At 65.3% G+C, this 22,934-nt stretch carries 22 protein-coding genes, 1 tRNA gene and 1 riboswitch; of the genes, 18 read left to right on the forward strand and 5 right to left on the reverse strand.

Annotated elements, in window-relative coordinates:
• Positions 1-204: riboswitch (cobalamin riboswitch) on the forward strand.
• 38 nt (positions 205-242) lie between these two features.
• From NKI29_RS16355 to NKI29_RS16385, 7 genes are read left to right on the forward strand one after another with little or no spacing between them, the layout of a single operon-like run.
• Entirely contained in the window at positions 243-677 is a 435-nt protein-coding gene (locus NKI29_RS16355; RefSeq protein ID WP_352589687.1) for a DUF1636 family protein, read from the forward strand.
• Entirely contained in the window at positions 674-1,711 is a 1,038-nt protein-coding gene (cobW, locus tag NKI29_RS16360; protein ID WP_352796702.1) for a cobalamin biosynthesis protein CobW, read from the forward strand. Before NKI29_RS16355 ends, cobW begins: the two co-directional genes overlap by 4 nt.
• 16 nt (positions 1,712-1,727) lie before the next feature.
• Entirely contained in the window at positions 1,728-5,375 is a 3,648-nt protein-coding gene (locus NKI29_RS16365; RefSeq protein ID WP_352796704.1) for a cobaltochelatase subunit CobN, read from the forward strand.
• Entirely contained in the window at positions 5,372-6,841 is a 1,470-nt protein-coding gene (gene cobG, locus NKI29_RS16370) for a precorrin-3B synthase (protein WP_352570390.1), read from the forward strand. Before NKI29_RS16365 ends, cobG begins: the two co-directional genes overlap by 4 nt.
• A complete protein-coding gene (locus NKI29_RS16375; protein ID WP_502896706.1) occupies positions 6,838-7,485 on the forward strand; it encodes a precorrin-8X methylmutase in 648 nt (215 codons plus the stop codon). Before cobG ends, NKI29_RS16375 begins: the two co-directional genes overlap by 4 nt.
• Positions 7,482-8,240, forward strand: a complete 759-nt coding sequence (locus NKI29_RS16380) for a precorrin-2 C(20)-methyltransferase (protein WP_352570392.1) — start codon at positions 7,482-7,484, stop codon at positions 8,238-8,240. Before NKI29_RS16375 ends, NKI29_RS16380 begins: the two co-directional genes overlap by 4 nt.
• On the forward strand, positions 8,237-9,001 hold the full coding sequence (locus tag NKI29_RS16385) for a precorrin-3B C(17)-methyltransferase (RefSeq protein ID WP_352570393.1): 765 nt from the start codon (positions 8,237-8,239) through the stop codon (positions 8,999-9,001). The genes NKI29_RS16380 and NKI29_RS16385 overlap by 4 nt, the downstream gene beginning before the upstream one ends.
• Here the strand turns inward: NKI29_RS16385 and NKI29_RS16390 are convergent.
• On the reverse strand, positions 8,965-9,747 hold the full coding sequence (locus NKI29_RS16390; protein WP_352570394.1) for a cobalt-precorrin-6A reductase: 783 nt from the start codon (positions 9,745-9,747) through the stop codon (positions 8,965-8,967). The two genes, NKI29_RS16385 and NKI29_RS16390, sit on opposite strands and share 37 nt — an antisense overlap.
• A 1-nt stretch (position 9,748) precedes the next feature.
• Here NKI29_RS16390 and cbiE point away from each other — a divergent pair, with 1 nt between their 5' ends.
• Genes cbiE through cobT form a run of 7 tightly spaced genes read left to right on the forward strand, consistent with a single transcriptional unit; the run spans position 9,749 to position 16,089 of the window.
• Complete coding sequence (cbiE, locus tag NKI29_RS16395; RefSeq protein ID WP_352570395.1) at positions 9,749-10,990, forward strand: precorrin-6y C5,15-methyltransferase (decarboxylating) subunit CbiE; 1,242 nt, start codon at positions 9,749-9,751, stop codon at positions 10,988-10,990.
• On the forward strand, positions 10,987-11,367 hold the full coding sequence (locus tag NKI29_RS16400) for a cobalamin biosynthesis protein (protein ID WP_352570396.1): 381 nt from the start codon (positions 10,987-10,989) through the stop codon (positions 11,365-11,367). The genes cbiE and NKI29_RS16400 overlap by 4 nt, the downstream gene beginning before the upstream one ends.
• Positions 11,364-12,128: a precorrin-4 C(11)-methyltransferase gene (gene cobM / locus NKI29_RS16405; RefSeq protein WP_352796708.1), complete on the forward strand. Its 765-nt coding sequence runs from the start codon at positions 11,364-11,366 to the stop codon at positions 12,126-12,128. Before NKI29_RS16400 ends, cobM begins: the two co-directional genes overlap by 4 nt.
• Positions 12,125-12,931, forward strand: a complete 807-nt coding sequence (cobA, locus tag NKI29_RS16410) for a uroporphyrinogen-III C-methyltransferase (RefSeq protein WP_352796711.1) — start codon at positions 12,125-12,127, stop codon at positions 12,929-12,931. The genes cobM and cobA overlap by 4 nt, the downstream gene beginning before the upstream one ends.
• Positions 12,928-14,277: a cobyrinic acid a,c-diamide synthase CobB gene (locus tag NKI29_RS16415; RefSeq protein WP_352570399.1), complete on the forward strand. Its 1,350-nt coding sequence runs from the start codon at positions 12,928-12,930 to the stop codon at positions 14,275-14,277. The genes cobA and NKI29_RS16415 overlap by 4 nt, the downstream gene beginning before the upstream one ends.
• 3 nt (positions 14,278-14,280) lie before the next feature.
• Entirely contained in the window at positions 14,281-15,054 is a 774-nt protein-coding gene (cobS, locus tag NKI29_RS16420) for an adenosylcobinamide-GDP ribazoletransferase (protein WP_352570400.1), read from the forward strand.
• Positions 15,055-15,078: 24 nt separating this feature from the next.
• Positions 15,079-16,089 carry a nicotinate-nucleotide--dimethylbenzimidazole phosphoribosyltransferase gene (gene cobT / locus NKI29_RS16425; protein WP_352570401.1) on the forward strand — a complete coding sequence of 337 codons (1,011 nt, stop codon included), beginning with the start codon at positions 15,079-15,081 and terminating at the stop codon, positions 16,087-16,089.
• Positions 16,090-16,282: 193 nt separating this feature from the next.
• On the opposite strand, the gene NKI29_RS16430 is transcribed toward cobT, so the two are convergent.
• From NKI29_RS16430 to NKI29_RS16440, 3 genes are all read right to left on the reverse strand, one after another.
• On the reverse strand, positions 16,283-17,242 hold the full coding sequence (locus tag NKI29_RS16430) for an endonuclease domain-containing protein (protein WP_352796714.1): 960 nt from the start codon (positions 17,240-17,242) through the stop codon (positions 16,283-16,285).
• A gap of 193 nt (positions 17,243-17,435) precedes the next feature.
• Positions 17,436-17,511 (reverse strand) — tRNA-Lys (locus NKI29_RS16435).
• A 105-nt stretch (positions 17,512-17,616) separates the two neighbouring features.
• Positions 17,617-18,522, reverse strand: coding sequence for a PhzF family phenazine biosynthesis protein (locus tag NKI29_RS16440; RefSeq protein WP_352796717.1), 906 nt, complete (start codon positions 18,520-18,522; stop codon positions 17,617-17,619).
• 111 nt (positions 18,523-18,633) lie between these two features.
• Between NKI29_RS16440 and NKI29_RS16445 the strand changes: the two genes are divergently transcribed.
• From NKI29_RS16445 to NKI29_RS16460, 4 genes are all read left to right on the forward strand, one after another.
• Complete coding sequence (locus tag NKI29_RS16445; RefSeq protein WP_352570406.1) at positions 18,634-19,923, forward strand: efflux RND transporter periplasmic adaptor subunit; 1,290 nt, start codon at positions 18,634-18,636, stop codon at positions 19,921-19,923.
• 2 nt (positions 19,924-19,925) lie between these two features.
• Entirely contained in the window at positions 19,926-20,633 is a 708-nt protein-coding gene (locus NKI29_RS16450) for an ABC transporter ATP-binding protein (protein ID WP_352796721.1), read from the forward strand.
• A 2-nt stretch (positions 20,634-20,635) separates the two neighbouring features.
• On the forward strand, positions 20,636-21,853 hold the full coding sequence (locus NKI29_RS16455; RefSeq protein ID WP_352570408.1) for an ABC transporter permease: 1,218 nt from the start codon (positions 20,636-20,638) through the stop codon (positions 21,851-21,853).
• A gap of 113 nt (positions 21,854-21,966) precedes the next feature.
• Positions 21,967-22,209, forward strand: a complete 243-nt coding sequence (locus NKI29_RS16460) for a hypothetical protein (protein WP_023720771.1) — start codon at positions 21,967-21,969, stop codon at positions 22,207-22,209.
• On the opposite strand, the gene NKI29_RS16465 is transcribed toward NKI29_RS16460, so the two are convergent.
• Complete coding sequence (locus NKI29_RS16465) at positions 22,206-22,934, reverse strand: hypothetical protein (RefSeq protein ID WP_352570409.1); 729 nt, start codon at positions 22,932-22,934, stop codon at positions 22,206-22,208. The two genes, NKI29_RS16460 and NKI29_RS16465, sit on opposite strands and share 4 nt — an antisense overlap.

Consider the following 22,934-nt stretch of genomic DNA (forward strand, 5'->3'; position numbering starts at 1 on the left):
CCTAAATCCGTTCCAGACGGTCCCCTGCCCGCAACGGCAAGGGCCAAGAGGGAATGCGGTGCGAAATCTCGATTTCAAATCCGCGGCTGTCCCCGCAACTGTAAGCGACGAGCCTCGGCCGAAAACCACTGGGATGTTCCCGGGAAGGCGGCACCCAGGCGATGACCCGCGAGCCAGGAGACCTGCCGTCTAGGACATAAGAATCCGATCGCCTGGCGGGTTTTCCGGGCAAGGAGCCTGATTTGGAACGCGACAGCAGTTTTCCGGCTGAGACAGCGGATTTATTGTCCGGCCATGGTGATTCCCCGGCCGGCGTTACCGTCATCGTCTGCTCGTCCTGCCGTGACGAGACCGGTTCGGACGCTCATCCGCGCGCCGGCGAACTGCTCGCAGAGGACACGCGCCGCGCCGCTTCCGGCGAAAACATCAATATCCGCACCGTCGAATGCCTCGGCAACTGCAAGCGCCGGCTCAGCGCCGCCATGCTGCGCGACGGCTGCTGGAGCTACGTCTTCGGCGACCTGACCACGACCAGCGGCGCCGATCTCGTCGCTGGGGCAAAGCTCTTCGCCACCGCGACGGACGGTCTCATTCCATGGCGCGGCCGCCCCGATTGCCTGAAGCGTGGCCTCGTTGCCCGCATCCCACCCCTCGACCTTTTGAAGGATCAGATATGACCGCTTCCGTCTCCCGCGTGCCCTGCACCGTCGTCACCGGCTTTCTCGGCGCCGGCAAGACGACGCTGATCCGCCATCTGCTCGAAAATGCCAAAGGCAAGCGGCTGGCCATCATCGTCAACGAGTTCGGCGATATCGGCATCGACGGCGAGATTCTCAAGGGCTGCGGCATTGAAACTTGCCCCGAGGAAAACATCGTCGAACTGGCCAATGGCTGCATCTGCTGCACCGTCGCCGACGATTTCGTCCCCGCGCTGGACCAGATCCTGTCGCTGACGCCGAGGGTCGACCACATCCTGATCGAGACATCCGGCCTCGCTTTACCCAAGCCGCTGGTCCAGGCCTTCCAGTGGCCGTCGGTGAAAAGCCGCGTGACGGTGGACGGCGTCATTGCCGTGGTCGACGGACCGGCGCTGGCTGATGGCCGCGTAGCCAACGACATGGACGCCCTGCAGGCCCAGCGCGCGCAGGACGAGACGCTCGACCATGACGATCCGGTCGAGGAAGTGTTCGAAGACCAGCTCGCCTGCGCCGACCTGATCATCCTGTCGAAGAGCGACCTGATGGACGCAGCCGGCTCGGCCCGTGCCAATGCCGTCATCGGCAAGCACGTTGCGCGGGCGGTGAAGATCGTACCGACTTCGCAAGGCAAGGTCGACCCGTCGGTGCTGCTCGGCCTCGGCCTCGCCGTCGAGGACGACATCGAGAACCGCAAGACCCACCACGACGACGAGCTCGACCACGAACATGACGATTTTGACTCGTTCGTCATCGACATCGCGTCTGTGTCCAACCCGGACGAGCTCGCACAACGGGTCGCCACGGCGGCGGAGGAAGAAAACGTGTTGCGCGTCAAGGGTTTCGTCGAAGTCGGCGGCAAGCCGATGCGGCTCCTGCTGCAGGCCGTCGGTCCGCGCGTCAACCACTATTACGACCGCGCCTGGACCGCTGAAGACGACCGCCGCTCGCGCCTCGTCGTCATCGGCCTGAAAGGGCTGAACCGCCCGGCCATCGAACGTATCCTCGCCGGCTGACAAAGCACGAAGCGCGATGCACATCCTCACCACCACATCCGCCTCGCTCGACGATCTCGCCGAGCCTGTCGATCTCAGGCAAACGCCTGCGGATGTCGTGGCGCTGTCCTTCACCGACAGCGACCTGGCCGGGCTGGCGGCGGCATGGAAGGCGGACGCGCATCGCCTGCCGTCGATGCGGCTCGCCGCCTTGCGCGACCTGCGCCATCCGATGTCCGTCGACCTGTGGATCGACAGCGTCGCCCGCCACGCCAAGGTCATTCTGGTCCGCATCCTCGGCGGCTATGACTGGTGGCGCTATGGCTGCGACCAGCTCGCCGTTATCGCGCGAAATCGCGGTATCAAGCTGGCGCTCCTACCGGGCGAGAGCCACGACGAGGATTTGCGGCTGATCGAAGGCTCGACGCTGCCGCGCGAGGAGTTGGACGCCCTGCTTGGCTATTTCCGCGAGGGCGGGCCGGCAAATATGACGGCGCTGGTGCAGAGGCTGGCAAGTCTCGCTGGATCGGGTGCGGCGGTAGCCGAACCTGTTAGCGTGCCAAAGGCGGGATTTTACGAGCCGGGACTAGGGGTCGTAGAACGCGGCGTCCCCCTCCCCCTCGAGGGGAAGGTCCGGCCGCAGGCCGGGGGTGGGGTCCTCTCCGAAGCGCGCCTATACAAAACGTCGCGCACTGCCGTGACGACCCCACCCGGCCCTGCGGGCCACCCTCCCCTCGAGGGGGAGGGGGACGCCGTGCCAATTCTCTTCTACCGTTCGATGCTGCTCGCGGCCGATGTCGCGCCCATCGACGCGCTTTTCGAAGCCCTGCGCCACCGCGGCATGGCTCCCGTGCCTATGTTCGTCTCCAGCCTCAAGGACCCGGCGTCGCTCGCCTTTGTCGAAACCGCGCTCGCAACCCTGAAGCCTGCCGCCACCATCACCGCCACAGCTTTCGCCTCGGGTGCCGAGCCCGGTGTCGAAACCCTGTTCGACCGCGCCGGCGTGCCGGTCTTCCAGGTCATCGTCGCGACCACCCGCCGCGACATCTGGCAAACCAATCAGCGCGGCCTGGCGCCCGCCGACCTTGCCATGCATGTCGTCCTGCCCGAGCTCGACGGCCGCATCCTGGCCGGCGCCATTTCATTCAAGGGCGAAAGCGAAACCGACCCGGCGCTGGCCTTCCGCGCCTTCGCCAACCGGCCTGAGTCCGACCGCGTGGCGCAAGTGGCGAACCGAGTCGAGGCCTTCGTGCGCCTGCAGCGGACGCCGCGTGCGGAGCGCAAGCTCGCCATCCTGATCCCCGACTATCCGAGCGCCCCCGGTCGCACCGGCTACGCGATTGGTCTCGACGTGCCGTCCAGCGTGCTGGCAATGCTGCACGACCTGAGCGAACAGGGCTACGCCGTTGAAAGGATTCCGCAAACGCCGCGCGAGTTGCTAGAGGTGCTGGAGCGTGGAGGTGAAGGGTTGGGGTTTGAGGACTATCTCGGGTACTCGGCGGAATTGCCTGCTGAAGCGATAGCTGCCGTGACGGCCGCATGGGGGAATGCGGCAGATGAGACAAGTTTGTGCGAGGCACCCCCCTCTGTCCTGCCGGACATCTCCCCCTCAAGGGGGGAGATTGGCAGTTCCGCCACCGGCTCTCCCTTAAGGCCCTCGGTAATTGGCGAAAGCAGAGACAACAGCGCAATCTCCCCCCTTGAGGGGGAGATGTCCGGCAGGACAGAGGGGGGTGTTCAAGCGCCTGCCGCCGCAAAATTCGCCTTCCGCGCAGCCACCTTCGGCAACGTCACCGTGGCACTCGCACCTGACCGCGGGCGCTCAGCCGACCGCCGCGCCGACTATCACGACCCGACGCTGCCGCCGCGCCATGCGCTGGTCGCCTTTGGCCTCTGGCTGCGCAAGTCGCTCGGCATCCATGCAATTGTCCATGTCGGCGCCCATGGCACGCTGGAGTGGCTGCCCGGCAAGACCGTGGCGCTCAGCGAAAACTGCTTTCCCGAGATAGTCACCGGTCCCCTGCCCGTCATCTATCCCTTCATCGTCTCCAACCCGGGAGAGGCAGCGCAGGCCAAGCGGCGCATTGCCGCCGTCACGCTCGGCCATCTGCCGCCGCCGCTGACCGGCGCCGGGCTGGACGAAAACCAGCACAGGCTTGAACGACTGGTTGACGAATATGCCCAGGCCGACGGGCTCGACCGCCGCCGCCGCGACCGCCTGGCGAAGCTGATCGTCGAGACGGCGGAAAAGACCGGCCTCGCCTCAGAGGCAGGCGTCGCCAGGACCGACGCAGCCGACGAGGCCTTGCGCCGCATCGACGCCTGGCTCTGCGATCTCAAGGATTTCGCCATCAAGGACGGCCTGCACATTTACGGCCGCTCGCCGGAAGGCGAGGCTGATCCGGTACGGCGGCAAAGTGCGGCAGCTGAAAAAACCGCGCTGCTTGCCGCCCTCGATGGCCGCCACGTCGCTGCCGGTCCGGCCGGTGCGCCGGCGCGTGGCCGGAGCGATGTGCTGCCCACCGGCCGCAATTTGTTTACCGCCGACCCGCGCACCATGCCGACGCCGACCGCCTATGATCTGGGCAAGGTGGCAGCGGAAGAAGTGGTCCGCAGCTACATGCAATCGCATGGCGACTGGCCGCGCTCGCTGGTCATCGACCTGTGGGGCTCGGCCTCGCTGCGCACCGGCGGTGAGGAGATCGCGCAAGGCCTGGCGCTGATGGGCTGCCGGCCGCAATGGGATTCCGCCACCGGCCGCATCACCGGCATAGATGTGCTGCCGCCGGCAACACTCGGCCGTCCGCGCATCGATGTCACCTGGCGCATATCGGGCCTGTTCCGCGACATGTTCCCGACCCAGATCGCGCTGATCGACGCCGCGGCCAACGCGGTGGCGACCCGCGACGAGGATGATTCGGAAAACCCGCTCGCCGCTAGGACCCGCATCGACGGCAAGATCAGCCCGCGCATTTTCGGCACCTCGCCGGGCACTTACGGCGCGGGCGTCGAGGACTTGTTGTCGAGCGGCGACTGGGCCGCGCGCGAAGAGATCGGCCGCACCTATCTCGCCGCCACCTCGCACGCCTATGGCGGCTCCGAGGGCAAAGGCATTTCGGCGCCCGGCGCGTTCGAGGATCGCCTCGCCGAGGCCGATCTTCTGGTTCATACCGGCGACGACCCCGGCCGCGACATCCTCGAAGGCTCGGCCGACGTCGCCTTCATCGGCGGCTTTTCGGCAGCACTTGCCGCGCTCGGCAAAAACGCCGACGTGATCGTGCTCGACACCACGGACCCGCAAAGACCGAAGCCGCGCTCGATCAGTGAGGCCGTGTCGCGCGTCGTGCGGGCACGCGCCGTCAATCCGCGCTTCATCGCCGGCCAGATGCGTCATGGCCCGCGCGGCGCCTCGGAATTCGCCGAGACGGTCGACCGGCTTGTCGGCTTTGCTGAGACTACCCATGCCATATCGGGCACGCTGATCGAGGCGGTGCACGACGCCTATCTTGGCGACCCCGTGGTGCGCGCCTTCATACTGCGCGAGAACCCGGCGGCGGCGAAGGTGATTGCCGAGCGTTTGCTGTCGGCACGGCGGCGCGGGCTCTGGCATCCGCTGCGCAATTCGATCGATGACGATCTCGCCGCACTGATTGCCGAAGCGCAAGCTCTGGGAGTGGCGGCATGAACGCTTTCTCGCGCCGTGGCGCCTGCCCTGCCTTGTCCGCGCCGATGCAGACCGGCGACGGGCTGCTGGTGCGGCTCAATCCGGTCGCTGGAGGACTGTTGCCGAAATCGTTGATCGGACTCTGCGAATCTGCCTTGCGCCATGGCAACGGTATCATGGAAGTGACCGCCCGCGGCAGCCTGCAGATCCGCGGCCTGACGTCGGCAAGCGCGCGGCTGCTGGCGATGGAGGTCGATGCGCTCGGCATCGCGGTGCGCACCGGCGTGCCGGTCGAGACCGGCCCGCTGGCCGGGCTCGACCAGGAGGAGATAGCCGACCCGCGCCCAATGGCGCAGCGGATTCGGGCGGCAATTGAGGACGCCGGTGTTACGCAACGGCTTGGCCCGAAGGTGTCGGTGATTGTTGACGGCGGCGGGCAGCTGACAATGGATGCGGTTACGGCCGATGTCAGGCTGGTCGGGGTGCGGGCCGCCGACGGAATTAAGTGGCGGGTATCGCTCGCCGGAGATGCGCAGGGTGCCACGCCGCTGGCGATGTCCGAGGAAGATGCGGCTTGTGACATCGCCGTCGCCATTCTCAGGATGGTTGCCGAAAAGGGCCGCGATGCCCATGCGCGGGATTTGACGGCGAGGCAGCTGAGATCTCTCGCAAGTTGGCGATCCGTCGCGCCCCCCTCTGTCCTGCCGGACATCTCCCCCACAAGGGGGGAGATCGGCAGCTTCGCCGGCGGCTTCCCCCCAGCACCTTCGGCGATTGGCGAAATCGGAGACGAAGGCGCAATCTCCCCCCTAGAGGGGGAGATGTCCGGCAGGACAGAGGGGGGCGCGAAGGATCGCCGGCCCATCGGAGTTTTCGATCTGGCAGCCGGCAGTACCTCCCTCGGCATCGGCCTGCCGTTCGGCAGCATACCAGCGCAAAAACTTATCGATCTCACCCAATACGCCCTCATCCTCGGCACCACCGAAATCCGTCTGGCGCCGGGTCGCACGCTGCTTTTGCTTGGCCTCTCCCCAGCCGCATGTCTTTCACTCCAGAAAACCGCCGCAACCCTCGGCTTCGTCACCGACGCAGCCGATCCGCGCACCAGGATCGCCGCCTGCCCGGGTGCTTCCGCCTGTGCCTCGGGCCGCATCGCGACACGCAACATCGCCGAGACCATCGCCGTGGAAGACCGCGATATCCTCGATTCCTCGCTGACGCTGCACATCTCCGGCTGCGCCAAGGGTTGCGCCCATCCCGGTCCGGCGGCGCTGACCCTGGTCGGTGGCGAAAACGGAGCCGGACTTGTCGTGGACGGGACGGCAAAGGCATTGCCCGCCGGATACAGGCCGGGCTACGACGCCGCGCACGGCATCGGCCGCGTTGCAGCGATGATCCGCAGCGCACGACATTCCGGCGAAACCGCTGCCGCCTGCCTGGCAAGGCTCGGCGCGGCCGGCATCACCGAAATCTACCGACAGGAATGAGCATGCCCGCCCAGAACGCCTACGACTACATCCATGACGGCACGGCGATCTACGAGCGCTCCTTCGCCATTATCCGCGCCGAGGCCGACCTGTCGCGCTTTTCCGAAGCCGAGGCCGAAATCGCTATCCGCATGATCCACGCCTGCGGCCAGGTCGATGCTTGCAGGCACTTCGTTTTCTCGAGCGATTTCGTCGCCGCTGCGCGCACGGCGCTGGGGGCCGGCGCGCCGATCTTCTGCGACGCGCAGATGGTCTCGCATGGCGTCACGCGCGCCCGGCTTCCGGCCGGCAACGAGGTGATCTGTACGCTGCGCGATCCGCGGACCGCCGACATCGCGAAAAAGATCGGCAACACCCGCTCGGCCGCGGCGATCGACCTGTGGGGCGAGCGCATGGCCGGTTCGGTCGTCGCCATCGGCAATGCGCCGACAGCCCTTTTCTATCTGCTGGAGAAGCTGCGCGACGGCGCCCCGAAGCCGGCGGCGATCATCGGCATGCCGGTCGGGTTTGTCGGCGCCGCTGAATCGAAGGATGCGCTGGCCGAAAATTCCTATGGCGTGCCTTACGCCATCGTGCGCGGCCGGCTGGGCGGCAGCGCCATGACCGCCGCCGCCCTCAATGCATTGGCGAGGCCGGGCCTATGAATGCGATTGCAAAAGGCAGGCTTGTCGGCGTCGGCACCGGACCCGGCGACCCGGAACTCTTGACGCTGAAGGCAGTGCGCGCGCTGGCCGAGGCCGATGTCGTCGCGCATTTCGCTAAGCGCGGCAACAACAGCAACGCCCGGGCCATCGTCGAAACCCATTTTCGCTCCGATTTGATTGAACTGCCGCTGCTCTATCCGGTGACGACCGAAATCGACAAGGATCACAGCGATTACCGCTCGCAGATCACCGATTTCTACGAGGAATCGGCCGAAAAGGTCGCCGCGCACCTCAGCGCCGGCAGGATGGTCGCTGTGCTTTCGGAAGGCGACCCGCTTTTCTACGGCTCCTACATGCATCTCCATGTCCGGCTGGCGCACCGCTTCCCGACCGAAGTCATTCCCGGCATCACCGCCATGTCCGGCTGCTGGTCGGCGACCGGCCTGCCGATCGTCCAGGGCGACGACGTACTGACCGTATTGCCCGGCACCATGAGCGAATTCGAGCTGATGCGCCGCCTCGCCGACACCGACGCCGCCGTGATCATGAAGGTCGGCCGCAACCTGCCCAAGATCAAGCGCGCGCTGGAGGCAACCGACAAGCTGGCGCGGGCCATCTATGTCGAGCGCGGCACCATGCCGGGCGGTGTCTCGATGCGGCTTGCCGACAAAAAGGATGGCCAGGCGCCTTATTTCGCCATCGTGCTGGTGGCCGGCTGGTCGGGCCGGCCAAACGCATTGAGAGCCGAAGCATGAGCGGCCGCCTCACCGTCATCGGCCTCGGGCCCGGCGACGCCGACCAGGTGACGCCGGAGGCAAGCCGCGCCGTTGCCGAGGCAAAATTCTTCTATGGCTACAAGCCTTATCTTGACCGGCTCGATCTGCGCCCCGACCAGATTCGCGTCGCTTCCGACAATCGCGAGGAACTCGCGCGCGCCAAGGACGCGCTGCTGAAGGCTGCGGAAGGCCACGATGTCGCCGTCGTGTCGGGCGGCGATCCCGGCGTCTTCGCCATGGCCGCGGCCGTCTGCGAGGCGATAGAGGCGGGCCCACCCGAATGGCGCGCGGTCGACATCGCCATCGTGCCCGGTATCACCGCCATGCTCGCCGTCGCCGCCCGCATCGGCGCGCCGCTCGGCCACGATTTCTGCGCCATATCGCTGTCCGACAATCTGAAGCCGTGGGACCTGATCGAGCTACGCCTGCTGGCGGCAGCGGGCGCCGGCTTCGTCATCGCGCTCTACAACCCGATCAGTAAGGCGCGCCCATGGCAGCTAGGCCGCGCCTTCGAATGCCTTGCTGCGATCCTGCCCGGCACCACGCCGGTGATCTTCGGCCGTGCCGCCGGCCGTCCCGACGAGCGCATCGAGGTTTTTCTGCTGGCGGACGCCGATGCCGCGAAGGCCGACATGGCGACCTGCATCATCATCGGCTCGCCGGAAACCAGGATCATCAAGCGGGGTGACAAGGCCGCGCTGGTCTACACGCCGCGTTCGGCAGCTGGCCCAAGAACATGACCGACCAGAAAATGATCGACCATCGCGGCAAGAGATTCGACGGTCTCAGCCGACGTGACGTCCGGCAGCGCCGGCCTGCGGATCATCACCACCTCGATTCCCAGCGCTCGCGCGGCCGCGATCTTGCCGTAGGTTGCCTCGCCGCCGCTGTTTTTGGAAACAACGACTTCGATGTGGTGTTGCAGAAGCAGGGCATGTTCGTCGACTTCCCGAAACGGCCCGCGCGCCAAGAGATAGGTCGCGTCGGGCACAGCGAGCCTGGGCTCGACCGGGTCGACACTGCGGATGAGATAATGATGCTGGGGAGCGGCCTTGAAGGCAGCGACCTCCTGTCGCCCGAGCGCCAGGAATACGCGGCGCGGCACCGATCCCAAAGCCGTCACCGCGCTGGCAACGGTGTCGACCAACATCCAGCGATCACCTTCGACCGCCTCCCATCCGGGACGCCTGAGCGTAACGATAGGCACGCCGGTCATGCGCGCTGCTTCCGCCGCATTGGCGGAGATTCGCGCCGCATAGGGATGCGTGGCGTCGATCAGCAGGTCGATCTTGTTCTGGCGGAGATACGCCGCCAGCCCGCCGGCACCGCCGAAGCCGCCGACCCGCACCGGCACCCCCTGCGCGGCCGGGTTTTCGGTGCGGCCGGCCAGCGACAGTATGACCGAAATATCCGGGCGCGCGGCCAGCTTTCCGGCCATTTGCCGGGCTTCGGTGGTTCCGCCGAGGATCAGAATGCAGTGGGTCATCATGCCTGCTGAAGCTCCGCGCGGCGCCAAGCTCACCTCAAAGTGGCTCACGATCATCGGCATCGGCGAGGACGGTGTAGCGGGTCTCGGCGACAAGGCCAAGCGGTTGATCGCGGAGGCCGAATTCGTCTTCGGCGGCAAGCGCCACCTTGCCCTCGTCGCGTCGCTCGCCAAAGGTGAAGCGCGCGCCTGGCCGACACCTTTCGATGCCGAGCTGCGCGACGTGCTGGCGCTCTCCGGCAGACGCGTCTGCGTGCTGGCCTCCGGCGATCCCTTCTACCACGGTGTCGGCGTCACCCTCGCCCGCAAGGTCGCGGCGGAGGGTATGCGGGTGATCGCCGCGCCCTCGGCCTTTTCGCTGGCCGCCTCACGCCTGGGCTGGGCGCTGCAGGACGTCGAGACCATTTCGCTGCATGGCCGCTCGCTCGACCTGATCCGGCCGTTGCTGCATCCTTGCACCCGCATTCTCGCGCTGACCTCGGACAGCGATGCACCGGGAGCGATTGCCCCTCTCATGACCGAACTTGGCTTCGGCGCTTCGCGGTTGACGGTGCTGGAGGCGCTGGGTGGGCCGAACGAAAGGCTGCGCTCGGCGAGTGCCGGCACTTTCGATCTCGAAAAGATCAACCCGCTCAACGTGCTCGCGATCGAAGTTGAATCGACTTCGCAAGCACGCATCCTGCCGCTGACAGCGGGACTTGCCGATTATTTGTTCGAGCATGACGGCCAGATCACCAAGCGCGAAGTGCGCGCCGTCACCCTGTCCGCTCTCGCGCCAAGACGCGGCGAACTGCTGTGGGACATCGGCGCCGGATCGGGCTCCATCGGCATCGAATGGATGCTGGCCCATCCTTCCATGCGTGCGATCGCCGTTGAGGCCGATCCGGCGCGCGCCGCGCGCATCCGACGCAACGCCGCGGCTTGCGGCGTTCCCGGTCTCGCCGTCGTTGAAGGTTCGGCACCGCAAGCTCTTGCCGGACTGGAAACGCCGGCGGCGATCTTCATCGGCGGCGGCGGCAGCGATGCCGGCGTGCTGGACGCAGCAATCGATGCCTTGCCGGATGCCGGCCGACTTGTCGTCAACTCCGTGACGCTGGAGATGGAGGCCGTGTTGCTTTCCCGGCACGCCGCGCACGGAGGCGACCTCACCCGCATCGCTGTATCCCGTGCTTCGCCGGTTGGTTCGATGCAGGCCTGGCGGCCGGCTATGCCGGTCACCCAATGGAGATGGGTCAAGCCATGATGGTCGCGGGCATCGGCAGCCGCAAAGGCGTCAGCGCACGCGACGTGCTTGCTGCGGTAGAAACCGCGCTGGAGGCGCACGGGCTTGCCCTGCCCGCGCTTTCAGCCCTCGCGACCGCGTCTCTCAAGCAGGATGAAGCGGCAATCTTCGCCGCCGGACGCGAACTCCGCCTTCCGGTGATCGTCGTCGAGCAGGATGAACTCAAAGCCGCATCTACGACCAGCCGTTCCGACCTATCGCAGGAGCATGCCGGCACGCCGTCGGTTTCCGAAGCCTCGGCGCTTGCCGCCGCCGGCCAAGGCGCAAAACTGCTCGGGCCGCGCACCGTGCTCGGTGCTGTCACTTGCGCCATCGCCATCAGCGGAGATGCGGCATGACCGTTCACTTCATCGGTGCCGGCCCGGGTGCTGCCGACCTCATCACCTTGCGCGGCAGCCGCCTGCTCGGCAGTTGTCCCGTCTGCCTCTATGCCGGATCGATCGTCGCGCCGGAGCTGTTGCAGCACTGCGCGCCCGGAACGAGGTTGATCGACACCGCGCCGATGTCGCTCGACGAGATCGAGGCCGAATATCTGGCAGCCCACGCGGCCGGCAATGATGTCGCCCGCCTGCATTCCGGCGATCTTTCGGTGTGGAGCGCCGTTGCCGAACAGATCCGCCGGCTGGAAAAGCACGGCATTCCTTACACGCTGACGCCGGGCGTGCCGTCCTTCGCCGCTGCGGCGGCAGCGCTGCGCCGCGAGCTGACCATTCCAGAAATCGCGCAAAGCCTGGTGCTGACCCGCATCTCCGGCCGCGCCTCGAAAATGCCTCCCGGCGAAACGCTGGCCGGCTTCGGCCGCACCGGCGCCACGCTGGCCATCCACCTTGCCATCCACGCTATCGACCGGATCGTCGCCGAACTGACGCCGTTCTATGGCGCCGATTGCCCGGTGGCGGTCGTCTTCCGTGCTTCCTGGCCGGACGAGCGCGTGCTGACCGGCACGCTGGCCACCATCGAGGCACAACTGGCCGCCGATCCGATGGAACGCACGGCAATCATCTTCGTCGGCCGCTCGCTGGAGGCGGAGGGCTTTGGCGAAAGTTCACTGTACGACGCGCACTACCAGCGACGCTTTCGCGGACGGGACGGATTGTGAGCGGCAGCAACAGAAACACTACGGTCGAGCAGGCGCTCACCCGGCTGAACTTCAAGCCGCGCCAGCTGGAGCCCGGTCATGTCTGGCTGGCCGGTGCCGGCCCTGGCGATCCCGGCTGCCTGACGCTGGAAGTGCTGGCCGCCCTCGGACAGTGCGACGCGCTGGTTTATGACGCGCTGGTCTCGCCCGCGGTCGTCGCCGTCGCCGAGGGCGCGGAACTGTTCTATGCCGGCAAACGCGGCGGCAAGCCGTCGATGAAGCAGGACGACATAACCGCTCTGCTGGTCCGGCTGGCGCGCGCGGGCCGGCGCGTCGTCAGGCTCAAGGGCGGCGACCCCTATATTTTCGGGCGTGGCGGCGAAGAGGCGCTGGCGCTGGCCGGGGAAACTATCCCGTTCCGCATCCTGCCTGGCCTGACGTCCGGCCTCAGCGCGCTGGCCGCGACCGGCATTCCCGGCACCATGCGCGGCATCAACAAGGCGCTGATCCTGGCGACCGGCCATGCCGCCGGCACCGATGATGATCTCGACTGGACGGCAATCGCCCGCACCGGCCAGCCGGTGGTCATCTATATGGGCATGGCCAATCTGCCGCTGATCGCCGCCTCGCTGCTCGAGGGCGGCCTGCCGTCTTCGACGCCCGCCGCGGTCATCGTTGCCGCGACGACGCCGCAGGAGCGTATCGTCGTCGCCACGCTCGCCACGATTGCGGAAGAGGCAGCGGCCGCCGGTCTGACCTCGCCGGCGCTGATCGTCGTCGGCGGCATCGTCGGGATGCGCGCGGCACTGGCTGGTGAGCCATGACCCGCGCCATCATCATCGGCGCGCCGCGCTCGGGCTCGGGCAAGACCAGCGTCACCATCGGCATTTTGCGCGCACTTGCCCGGCGCGGCCTGAAAGTGCGCGGCGCCAAATCCGGCCCGGACTATATCGATCCTGGCTTCCACACCGCCGCCACAGGCTTGTCCGGCATCAATCTCGACAGCTGGGCAATGCCGCCCGCCCTGCTCAACGCACTGGCCGGCGAAGCGACCGAAGATGCCGATTTTATCTTCCTCGAAAGCGCCATGGGCCTGTTCGACGGGATTCCTGCTGCTCAAGGGCGCACTGGTTCGGCCGCCGACCTTGCCCGGCTCTACGGCCTGCCGGTGCTGCTGGTGCTCGACGTCTCCGGCCAGTCGACCACGGCAGCGGCGGTCGCCAAGGGATTTGCCACCTACGATCCGGATGTACGCATGGCCGGGGTCGTGCTCAACCGGCTGGGCAGCGAACGCCACCGCCGGCTTTGCGGTGATGCCATCGAAGCACTCGGCCTGCCTGTCGTCGGCGCTATCCTGCGCGATCCTTCGCTCAACCTGCCCGAGCGCCATCTCGGTCTCGTCCAGGCCGGCGAATATGAGAATCTGATGGCGCACCTCGACCGGCTGGCCGACATGGTCGAGCGCTCGCTCGACCTCGAGGCCATCATGGCGCTGGCGGCGCCATTCACGCCCGCGCCGGGCAATTTCGGCGATGCGCTGCCTCCCCCCGGCCAGCGCATTGCGCTCGCCGAGGACGCCGCCTTCACCTTCCTCTATCCGCATGTCGCCATGCATTGGCGCAAGGCCGGCGCCGAAATCGTGCCGTTCTCGCCGCTCGCTGATGTGGCGCCTGGCGACGATTGCGATGTCTGTTGGCTGCCCGGCGGCTATCCCGAGCTTCACGCCGGCCGCCTCGCCGCCGCCGCGAATTTCAGGGCGGGCATGGCGAGGTTCGCCGCCACGCGGCCGGTGCATGGCGAGTGCGGCGGCTTCATGGTGTTGGGCGAAGCGCTCGAGGACGCGTCGGGCGAGACGCATCGGATGCTTGGCCTCCTCGGCCATTCGACCAGCTTCGCCAAGCGCAAGATGAATCTCGGCTACCGCGAGGCGCGGCTGCGGTCCGGCTGTCCGCTCGGCGGCCGAGGCACGCTGGTCCGCGGCCATGAATTCCACTACGCGCAGATGATTGCGACCGGCACTGACGAGCCGCTGGCCGACCTCGCCGACGGACAAGGCAACCCGCTCGGCGCCTCCGGCTACCGGCGCGGCAATGTCAGCGGCACGTTCTTCCACGCCATTGCGAGGGGCGAGAGCATGATCCCGAAAAGTGGTAGCCGGTTTTCGGAATAGATCATGCTCAACCTCCAGATCCCCTCGCAACAGCAAATTCTCGATGATATCGCGCTTTGCCTCGTCTTCTTTACCCGGCTGCCGCTGCCGAGAGCCGACTTCCGTGGCCGCAGCCTTGCCGCTGCGATCTGGGCTGCACCCGTTGCCGGTCTCGCCGTCGCTCTGGTCGGTGCGCTGGTTTACGCCATCGGCACAAGGCTCGGCCTAGCCGCAGGTCCTGTTGCCGCGTTGGCCCTTGCCGCGATCTTGCTCGCTACCGGCTGCCTGCATGAGGACGGGCTTTCGGATGTCGCCGACGGTTTTGGCGGCGGCAAGACACGCGACAGAAAGCTGGAGATCATGCGCGACAGCCGCATCGGTGCCTACGGCGCTTGTGCACTTGCTGTCTCGCTGCTGATCCGCTGGAGCGTACTCTCTGGATTCGCCGGCCCGGCTCATGTCTTCTGGGCTCTCATTGCCGCGCATGCCGCTTCGCGCGGCCTGCTCGGCGCCTTCATGCACCTGCTGCCGCCGGCCCGCAGCGACGGCCTTTCGGCCGAAGCAGGCACCGTCTCGGCTAAAACAGCTGGCATCGGTGCCGTACTCGGTGCGGTCGCGCTGCTGGCGCTTGGGTTCGGCGCTGCCGTTTTCGCGATCATCCTGCTCGGTCTGTTATTCGCCGCCTTCCGCGCGCTTTGCCTCAACCAGATCGGCGGCCAGACCGGCGACACCGTAGGCGCCCTTCAGCAGCTCGGCGAGATCGCAATCCTGCTCGTCGCTTCCGTTTCCCTGTCTTGACTCTGTTTCGGAGATTTTGCCCCCATGCCTTTCAAATCGCTCGATAAACTGCGCACCGCCTGCCTCGACCTGCCCAATGGCAGCGACGCCGCGGCCAACGCCGTCGCCCACCGCCAGGACACGCTGACCAAGCCGCAAGGCAGCCTCGGCCGGCTGGAGACAGTAGCCGCCTGGCTGGCGCGCTGGCAGGGCCGCGACATACCAAAGCTCGACCGCGTCAAGGTTTTCGTCTTTGCCGGCAACCACGGCGTCACCGCGCAAGGCGTGTCGGCCTTCCCGTCGGAGGTCACCGTGCAGATGGTGGCGAATTTCGCCGGCGGCGGCGCCGCCATCAACCAGCTTGCCCGCATCGCCGGCGCGGAGCTGGACGTCATCCCGCTCGACCTCGACCGTCCGACCGGCGACTTCACGCAAGAGCCGGCGATGGACGACGAAGCCTTCCTCGCCGCCGTCTCGGCAGGCTACGACGCGATCAGCAGGGATCTCGACCTTGTATGTTTCGGCGAAATGGGCATCGGCAACACCACGCCGGCGGCGGCCATCTCGACCGCGCTGTTCGGCGGCGGCGCGGAGCGATGGACAGGGCGTGGCACCGGCGTCGACGACGCCGGCCTCGTGCGCAAGATCGTCGCCATCGAGGCCGGCCTGAAGCGCCACGCCCCGGCGCTAGCCGACCCCCTGAAGATAGCGGCAGCCCTCGGCGGCCGCGAGCTCGCGGCGATCCTTGGTGCGACGCTGGCTGCGCGCCACCTAGGCGTCCCGGTGCTGCTCGACGGCTTCGTCTGCACCGCCGCCGCGGCACCCTTGGCAGCGCTGCACCCTGCTGGCCTCGCCCACACTCTGGCAGCCCATGTCTCGGCCGAATCCGGCCACCGCCGCCTGCTCGAGGCGCTGGGCCTGCCGCCCTTGCTCGACCTCGGCATGCGGCTCGGCGAAGGCTCCGGCGCCTGCCTCGCCATCAACATCGTCCGCTCGGCACTCGAATGCCACGCCCGCATGGCAAGCTTTGGCGAGGCTGGGGTGTCTGAGAAGTAATCCAGTTCAACATCGGCCTATGAGCTTGATCCGCAAGAGGTCGCGGCTGGCATTCTGGGACCGCAGCATGGATCCTGGTTCGCAGATCACAGTGACCCGCTAGATTGCCATGAAGGTCAAGTTCAAGCCCGGCCTTGGCAAGCCCGCACATAACACAGCTGTGGCCGGCCGGGCCTGCACATTCTACCGCGCTCTATTGGGACTTACTTACACGCTCGATGCCAACCAACGTGCATATTTCGTCAAGGCAGTGGTCCAAGTTCTGATGAATTTCCGTCCCTGTAAATCGTAAGACGGTCCATCCTTGGCCATACAACCAGCGGTCTCGTTTTGCATCGTGGGTACGCTGGTACTTGGTCTTATGATATTCATGTCCATCGAGTTCGATGGCTATGCGCTTGTCGGGGATCGCAAAGTCCAAGCGATATTTCCCGACAGGATGCTGTGGATATATATGCAGGTCTAGAAAGGCGAGCTCGTAGAACATCTGCTCAAGGGGAGAATCGAAGATATTCGGAGAAAAGGCATGGCAAACGGACGGGTCGCGCGTCAGCATCTTCGAAATAATTTCTTCGCCCTCAAAGATCGGAAGAATCAATTCTCCTTCTGCAGAAGCCCTCCCCTCTGAGATATCCACCGCAGGTGTGATATGGCCGGGCGCCTTGGTGTACCACATATCTACGATCCGGCATCCGACGCATGGGCAGTGCGGTGTTGCCCGGCAACCCCGTGATATGACACGCCCATCCACGGTCGGCGAAACATAAGAATGGGTAAAAGTGCCGTCCTCCTCACGTTTGATGATGACAACGGCATCTGGAAATCTGAAAATCTTGTCAAGCTTCTCTTTGTTAATCGTACCCTTGTAAGCCTTGTACTTGTGCTTAAGGCCGAAAAGAAAGGTTTCTCCTTCCTCTGTGAATGAATAAGCCATCAGATTTTCATCCAGAGCCTTCGATCCATCAAGGTCAAGGACCGAGAATTCGGCTTCGCCAATCAGCACTTTTGACGAGAACATCATGCAGCCGATGCAGCCGCAATTCGAGCCGGAACAGCTCTTGGTAAGGACAAAATCACCGAAAATCTCAGAAATTATCACGAAGATTCTTCGCGTCTCTTCCGTATAAACGATGGCATAGTGATCGGGTACCAAGCGTTCTCTTTTCAATGACTAGAAGACAGCAAGCTCGGAAATTGCCATCCGTCTTTCCGTACGTCTAGCCAAGAGAAAAAATTTACTGCTGCTTCGCAGCCGAGCATCAAACCCGCGCCTTATCGCCACAGGCCCGAGACGGGTCAACGCGTCTCGCATTCCAGGGTCTTTTCCACCAAATTTTTGAAATCTTTGGTGGGTGCGCACAGGATTGAACTGTGGACCCGCTGATTAAGAGTCAGCTGCTCTACCAACTGAGCTACGCACCCACTCGGCCGGCAAAACCGGCGTTGGCGGGCATATAGCCGCCGACATCCGCCATGTCCAGCCCCGTGGGATTCATTTCCCGACAAATCGCCGAAGTGCCGAGGTCGTCAAACAAAAAGCCTGCCTTCAGCCACCTTCACCGCATGGCCGCCGATGCGGGCGGCCGCCAGTTTGCCGCCTTCGACATTCAGTTCGAGGCGAATGCGCGAAGGCCGGCCCATCTCCAGCCCCTGCTCGATCCACAGTTGTGAAACGCCGTCGGTCGGGCCGTCGAAATGCATGATCGCGCCAGCGAACGCGGCCGCCGCTGAGCCGGTCGCCGGGTCTTCGTAGGACGGATTGCCGGGCACCATCATGCGGACATGGAAGGCACTGTCATGGTGCACCGTCTCGCGGCAATAGACATAGGGGCTGGCGAAGGCCCATTCGCTCTTGCGTGGTGCGAGCTCCGACCAGGCCTGGTTGTCCAGCCTGATCCGGGCGGCCGCCTCCAGATTGGCGACGGGGATGGTCACGTAGGGCACGCACGCCGACCAGAACGAAACGCGGTGGTTCTCGAAGCCGATCTCGTGCGGCCCAAGGCCAAGGGCCGCGCCGATCGCCTCGGGATCGGCCGACAATGCCAGCTGCGCCGGCAGTTTCGCCAGGTCGAACTCGGCAAAGGTCGAACCGTCGTGCTTGCTGACAGCGCAGCGCACCGGGCCAATATTCTCCTCGAGCACGAAGATGCCGGCGGCCTCTCCCGCCATTTCGGCGAGCGCTATCGCCGAGCCGACGGTTGGGTGGCCGGCGAACGGCATTTCATAGTCGGGCGTGAAGATACGGATGCGGGCCCGGTGCTTCGGGTTGTCCGGCGGCAGCACGAAGACGGTTTCGGACAGGTTGAACTCGCGCGCCACCGCCTGCATCGCCGCAACGTTGAGCCCGTCACAGTCGAGCACGACGGCCAGCGGATTGCCGGCCAGCCGGTTGGTGGTGAATACGTCGTAAAGCAAGTAATTCCGCGGCTGCATCTCAGTAAGTCCTCTGCCTCATTCCAAACATGAGCGAAATTTAATTTGAATTTTGAACCATAAGGCCTGATTTGTGCACTGATGGGATATCACTGAACATAGGGGTCCGGCGTGGACCAGATTGTCAATCTGCCAAAGACGGAATCCGCCTCCGCCATCGAGACGGCGCTCGGGCTCGACCACCAGGGCCTGAAGACAAAACGTCGCGGTTGGCTTTACGCAGTGTTCGCACTGCTTGCCGTCGCCGCGAGTGTCGTCGGCTACCAGTGGTATGCGGGCTCGCCCGCCAAGATCGAGTATACCACGACACTGGCCGCCATGGCCGACCTTACCGTCGCGGTTTCGGCTACCGGCACGCTGCAGCCTCTCACCCAGGTCGATATTTCCAGCGAACTCTCCGGCGTCGTCCGCTCGGTTTCGGTCAACGAGAACCAGCTGGTGAAGAAGGGCGATGTGCTGGCCGCGCTCGACACCGCAAAGCTGGAGGTGCAGATCGAGCGCGCCCAGGCCTCCGCCAAGGCAGCGGCGGCGAGCGTCGAGGACGCCACCGTGACCCTGGCCGAAAACGAAAAGGCGCTGGTGCGCGCGGCGCAACTGACCAAGCGCGGCATGGCGACGGACCAGTCGCTTGAAGCGGCAACCGCCACGCGCGACCGCTCGAAGGCAGCGCTCGATATCGCCAAAGCCAACCTCGCCATGGCCAATGCCGATCTCAAGGCGCAGCAGACGGATCTTGCCAAGAGCACAATCTACGCTCCGATCGATGGCATCATACTGACGCGCTCGGTCGATCCCGGCCAGACGGTCGCCTCCTCGCTGCAGGCGCCGGTGCTGTTCGTCATCGCTGCGGATTTGAAGAACATGGAATTGAAGGCTGCGGTCGACGAGGCCGATATCGGCGCCGTCAAACCCGGCCAGCATGCGCGCTTCACCGTCGACGCGTTCCCCGAACGGCCATTCGACGCCGAAATCCGCGACATTTCCTATGCCTCGGTCACCACCGACGGTGTCGTTACCTATGATGCAAGGCTCGACGTCGACAATAGCGAGCTTCTGTTGCGGCCCGGCATGACAGCCACCGTCTCGGTCGTCACCAAGCAGGCCAAGAACGTGCTCACCGTGCCATCGATCGCCTTCCGCTACCGGCCGGCGCAAACGGCAGAGCGCGGCTGGAGCCTCACCGACCTGTTCACCGGCCGCATGGGGCGCCCGGGCGGCAACCGCCAGCGCCAGGCGGCGACGAAGCCCAGCGACGGCTCGCGCACGCTTTACGTGCTGGAGAATGGCCGGCCGCATCCGGTCAACGTCAGGGTCGGCTCGACAGATGGCGAACTGACCGAGATCGTTTCCGGCCTGGAGGAAGGCGCGCAAGTCATTACCGCCTCGCAGCCGCGGAGCTGATCGTGGCATCGGGCGCGACCCTCATCGGCTTCGACAAGGTCTGGAAAAGCTATGGCCAGGGCGAGGCCCGGGTGCATGCGCTGGCCGGCGTCGACCTCGCCATCAGGCGCGGCGAATTCGTCGCCATCATGGGCCCGTCCGGTTCGGGCAAATCGACGGCCATGAACATCATTGGCTGCCTCGACACGCCGACCGCTGGGACCTACAGCTTCGAAGGCATCGACGCCGGCCGTCTCGATCGCAACCGCCGCGCCGTGCTGCGCAACCTCTATGTCGGCTTCGTCTTCCAAGGCTACAACCTCTTGCCGCGCACCACGGCCGCCGAGAATGTCGAACTGCCGCTGATCTATCGCGGCGCCGGTGCCCGCGAGCGCCGCGGCCTTGCCATGCAGGCACTTGCCGAGGTCGGCCTTGTCGGCCGCGAGCATCATACGCCGGCCGAGCTGTCCGGCGGCCAGCAGCAGCGCGTGGCGATCGCGCGCGCCATCGTCACCAGGCCGACGCTGCTCGTTGCCGACGAACCGACCGGCAATCTCGACACCGCCCGCACGCACGAGATCATGGAACTCCTGACGCAGCTGAACAGCGAGCTCGGGCTGACTATCGCCATGGTCACGCACGAAGCCGATGTTGCCGGCTATGCGCAGCGCACGATCCGTTTCCTCGATGGCCATGTCGCCTTGGACACAGCCAATCTCGAGATGGCCTAGCCATGATCTGGGAAACCGTTCGCCTCTCGCTCCGCTCCATCCGCCGCAACGTGCTGCGCTCGTTCCTGACGCTGCTCGGCATCGTCATCGGCGTTGCCGCCGTCATCGCCATGCTGACCATCGGCTCGGGCACCACCGAAAAGGTCAAGTCCGATATTTCCAAGCTCGGCAGCAATCTGCTTGTCATCCGTTCCGGCCGTCCGGCCGGGCCTGGCGGACCTGGAGGGCTCGACCAGGTGGTCCGGCCTCTTGCCTACAAGGATATCACCGCGCTTGCCGCGCATCTGGACGGCTCGCGCGCCATCTCGCCGGCGTCGCAAAAGCAGGTGCGCGTCATTTTCGGCACCGAAAGCCTGACCTCGGGCGTCACCGGAACCGACAGCGCCTATCTCGATGCCCGCGACTGGAAGCTGGTTTCGGGCCGCCCGTTCAGCGATTCGGAAACCCGCTCGGGCACCGACGTCTGCCTCATCGGCGAGACGGTGCGCCAGCAGTTCTTCGGTGCCGGCGACCCCGAAGGCGAGATCATCCGCGTCAACCGCACCTCCTGCAAGATCATCGGCTTGCTCGAACCGAAGGGCTATACCGGTTTCGGCCAGGACCAGGACAATGTCGTGCTGATGCCGCTCGCCGCCTATCAGCGTCGCATTGCCGGTAATCGCGACATCGACTCGATCTATGTCGCCGCCGACGACCGTACGCCGACTACGGTGCTGCAGCAGCGCGTCGAGGACATCTTGCACGACACACGCCGCATCACGCCCGACCGTGACGATGATTTCTCGATCCGCGACATGACCCAAATCGCCGATGCCATGGCCAGCGCGACCACCACCATGACTGGCATGCTCGGCGCCGTCGCCGGCGTCAGCCTGCTCGTCGGCGGCATCGGCATTATGAACATCATGCTGGTGTCGGTAACCGAACGCACGCGCGAGATCGGCATCAGGCTCGCCATCGGCGCCCATGAAAAGCATATCCTCATCCAGTTTCTGGTCGAGGCAACCGTGCTGTCGCTGCTTGGCGGCATCATCGGCATCCTGATCGGCCTGGCGCTGGCCGGCCTCGCCTCGGTGACGCTGACGATCCCGTTTGCGCCAAGCCCGGCGGTCATCCTGCTTGCGGTCGGCTTCTCCGCGCTGATCGGCATGGTGTTCGGCTTCTTCCCGGCGCTGCGCGGCGCGCGGCTTAACCCGATCGACGCGCTGAGGCATGAATAGGCATTGCAGCAAGTGTCGCCTCCAGACGCTGCCAATTTTTTATGCAACCTGCCCTTGTCGCAGCACATTCTGCAATGATAACAATGCTGTTGGGGATTAAGGGGGAACAATGGATGAGCAAGAAAGCGCGACTGGCTTTGGCGATTGTGATCGTCGAAGCCGCCTTGGCAGGGCTTTGGTGGAATTTGATCCTTTATGGGATGGAGAATCCCGATCGCGTCACCGCTGACTTCCAGCAGGTAATTGGGCAGACGATGGGAACGGCGATGGGCGCGCTCCTGGGTCTCGGCGTGCTGTTGTATTTTGTCGCTGCCCGCAACGACCGCAAGGCTATTGAAGGTAGGCTACGACGTTAGAGTTGGAAACCTTGCTCGCTCGCAAAGTGCCATTCGATCAGCGGTCTCATATGCGGCATCAGCCCGTCCGGCAGGTCGGCTGCATTGCGGATGATTACGGGGCCTTCGATTTCAGGCTCTGACTCGGCCGCGACGAAAGCGCTGATCCGCTGTGCCAGGTCGTCGGCGGAGGCCGTCTCGCGGTAGCGGCGAAAGATCACCGTGCCGCTTGCCGTCGACAGGGCGTAATGGCGCCTGCCGCGTGTCGCGCCTGACAGGTCGAGACCGGTCTCTTCGCGCACCTCGCGGATCATGTTGAAGTCGACGTCGACAAGGCCGTCGCGGAAATCGGTTGGCTCGAACGAACCGGCGGCGAAGTAGATGCGGCCGGCATTGACCGTATGCGGCGCCATGCGGATCGCCACAAGCGCATTGTCGCCGGCGACCAGCATGGCATGGGCATAGGCGTGCTCGGCCCCGGCCACCTGTCGATTGCCGCGCCAAAGCATGAAGGTCGAATATCGCACCGCATGGCAGCGGCCAACGAGGCGATTGTCGCGATAGCTGAGAGCAGAAAGCAGCACCACGGTGCCGTCGAAAAGCGCCGGCTTGGCCGCGGTCTCACGCCGCCAGTTCTCGGCGATCGCGTCGGCATGATCGCGCTCGAACGGATGCGGGCCGGAATCGAGCCTGACGTCGATGGCATCGACCGGCAGGATGACGTTGCGCGGCAGATCGAAACTCAC

Source organism: Mesorhizobium sp. M0678 (genome assembly GCF_040320505.1).
Classification (GTDB): domain Bacteria; phylum Pseudomonadota; class Alphaproteobacteria; order Rhizobiales; family Rhizobiaceae; genus Mesorhizobium.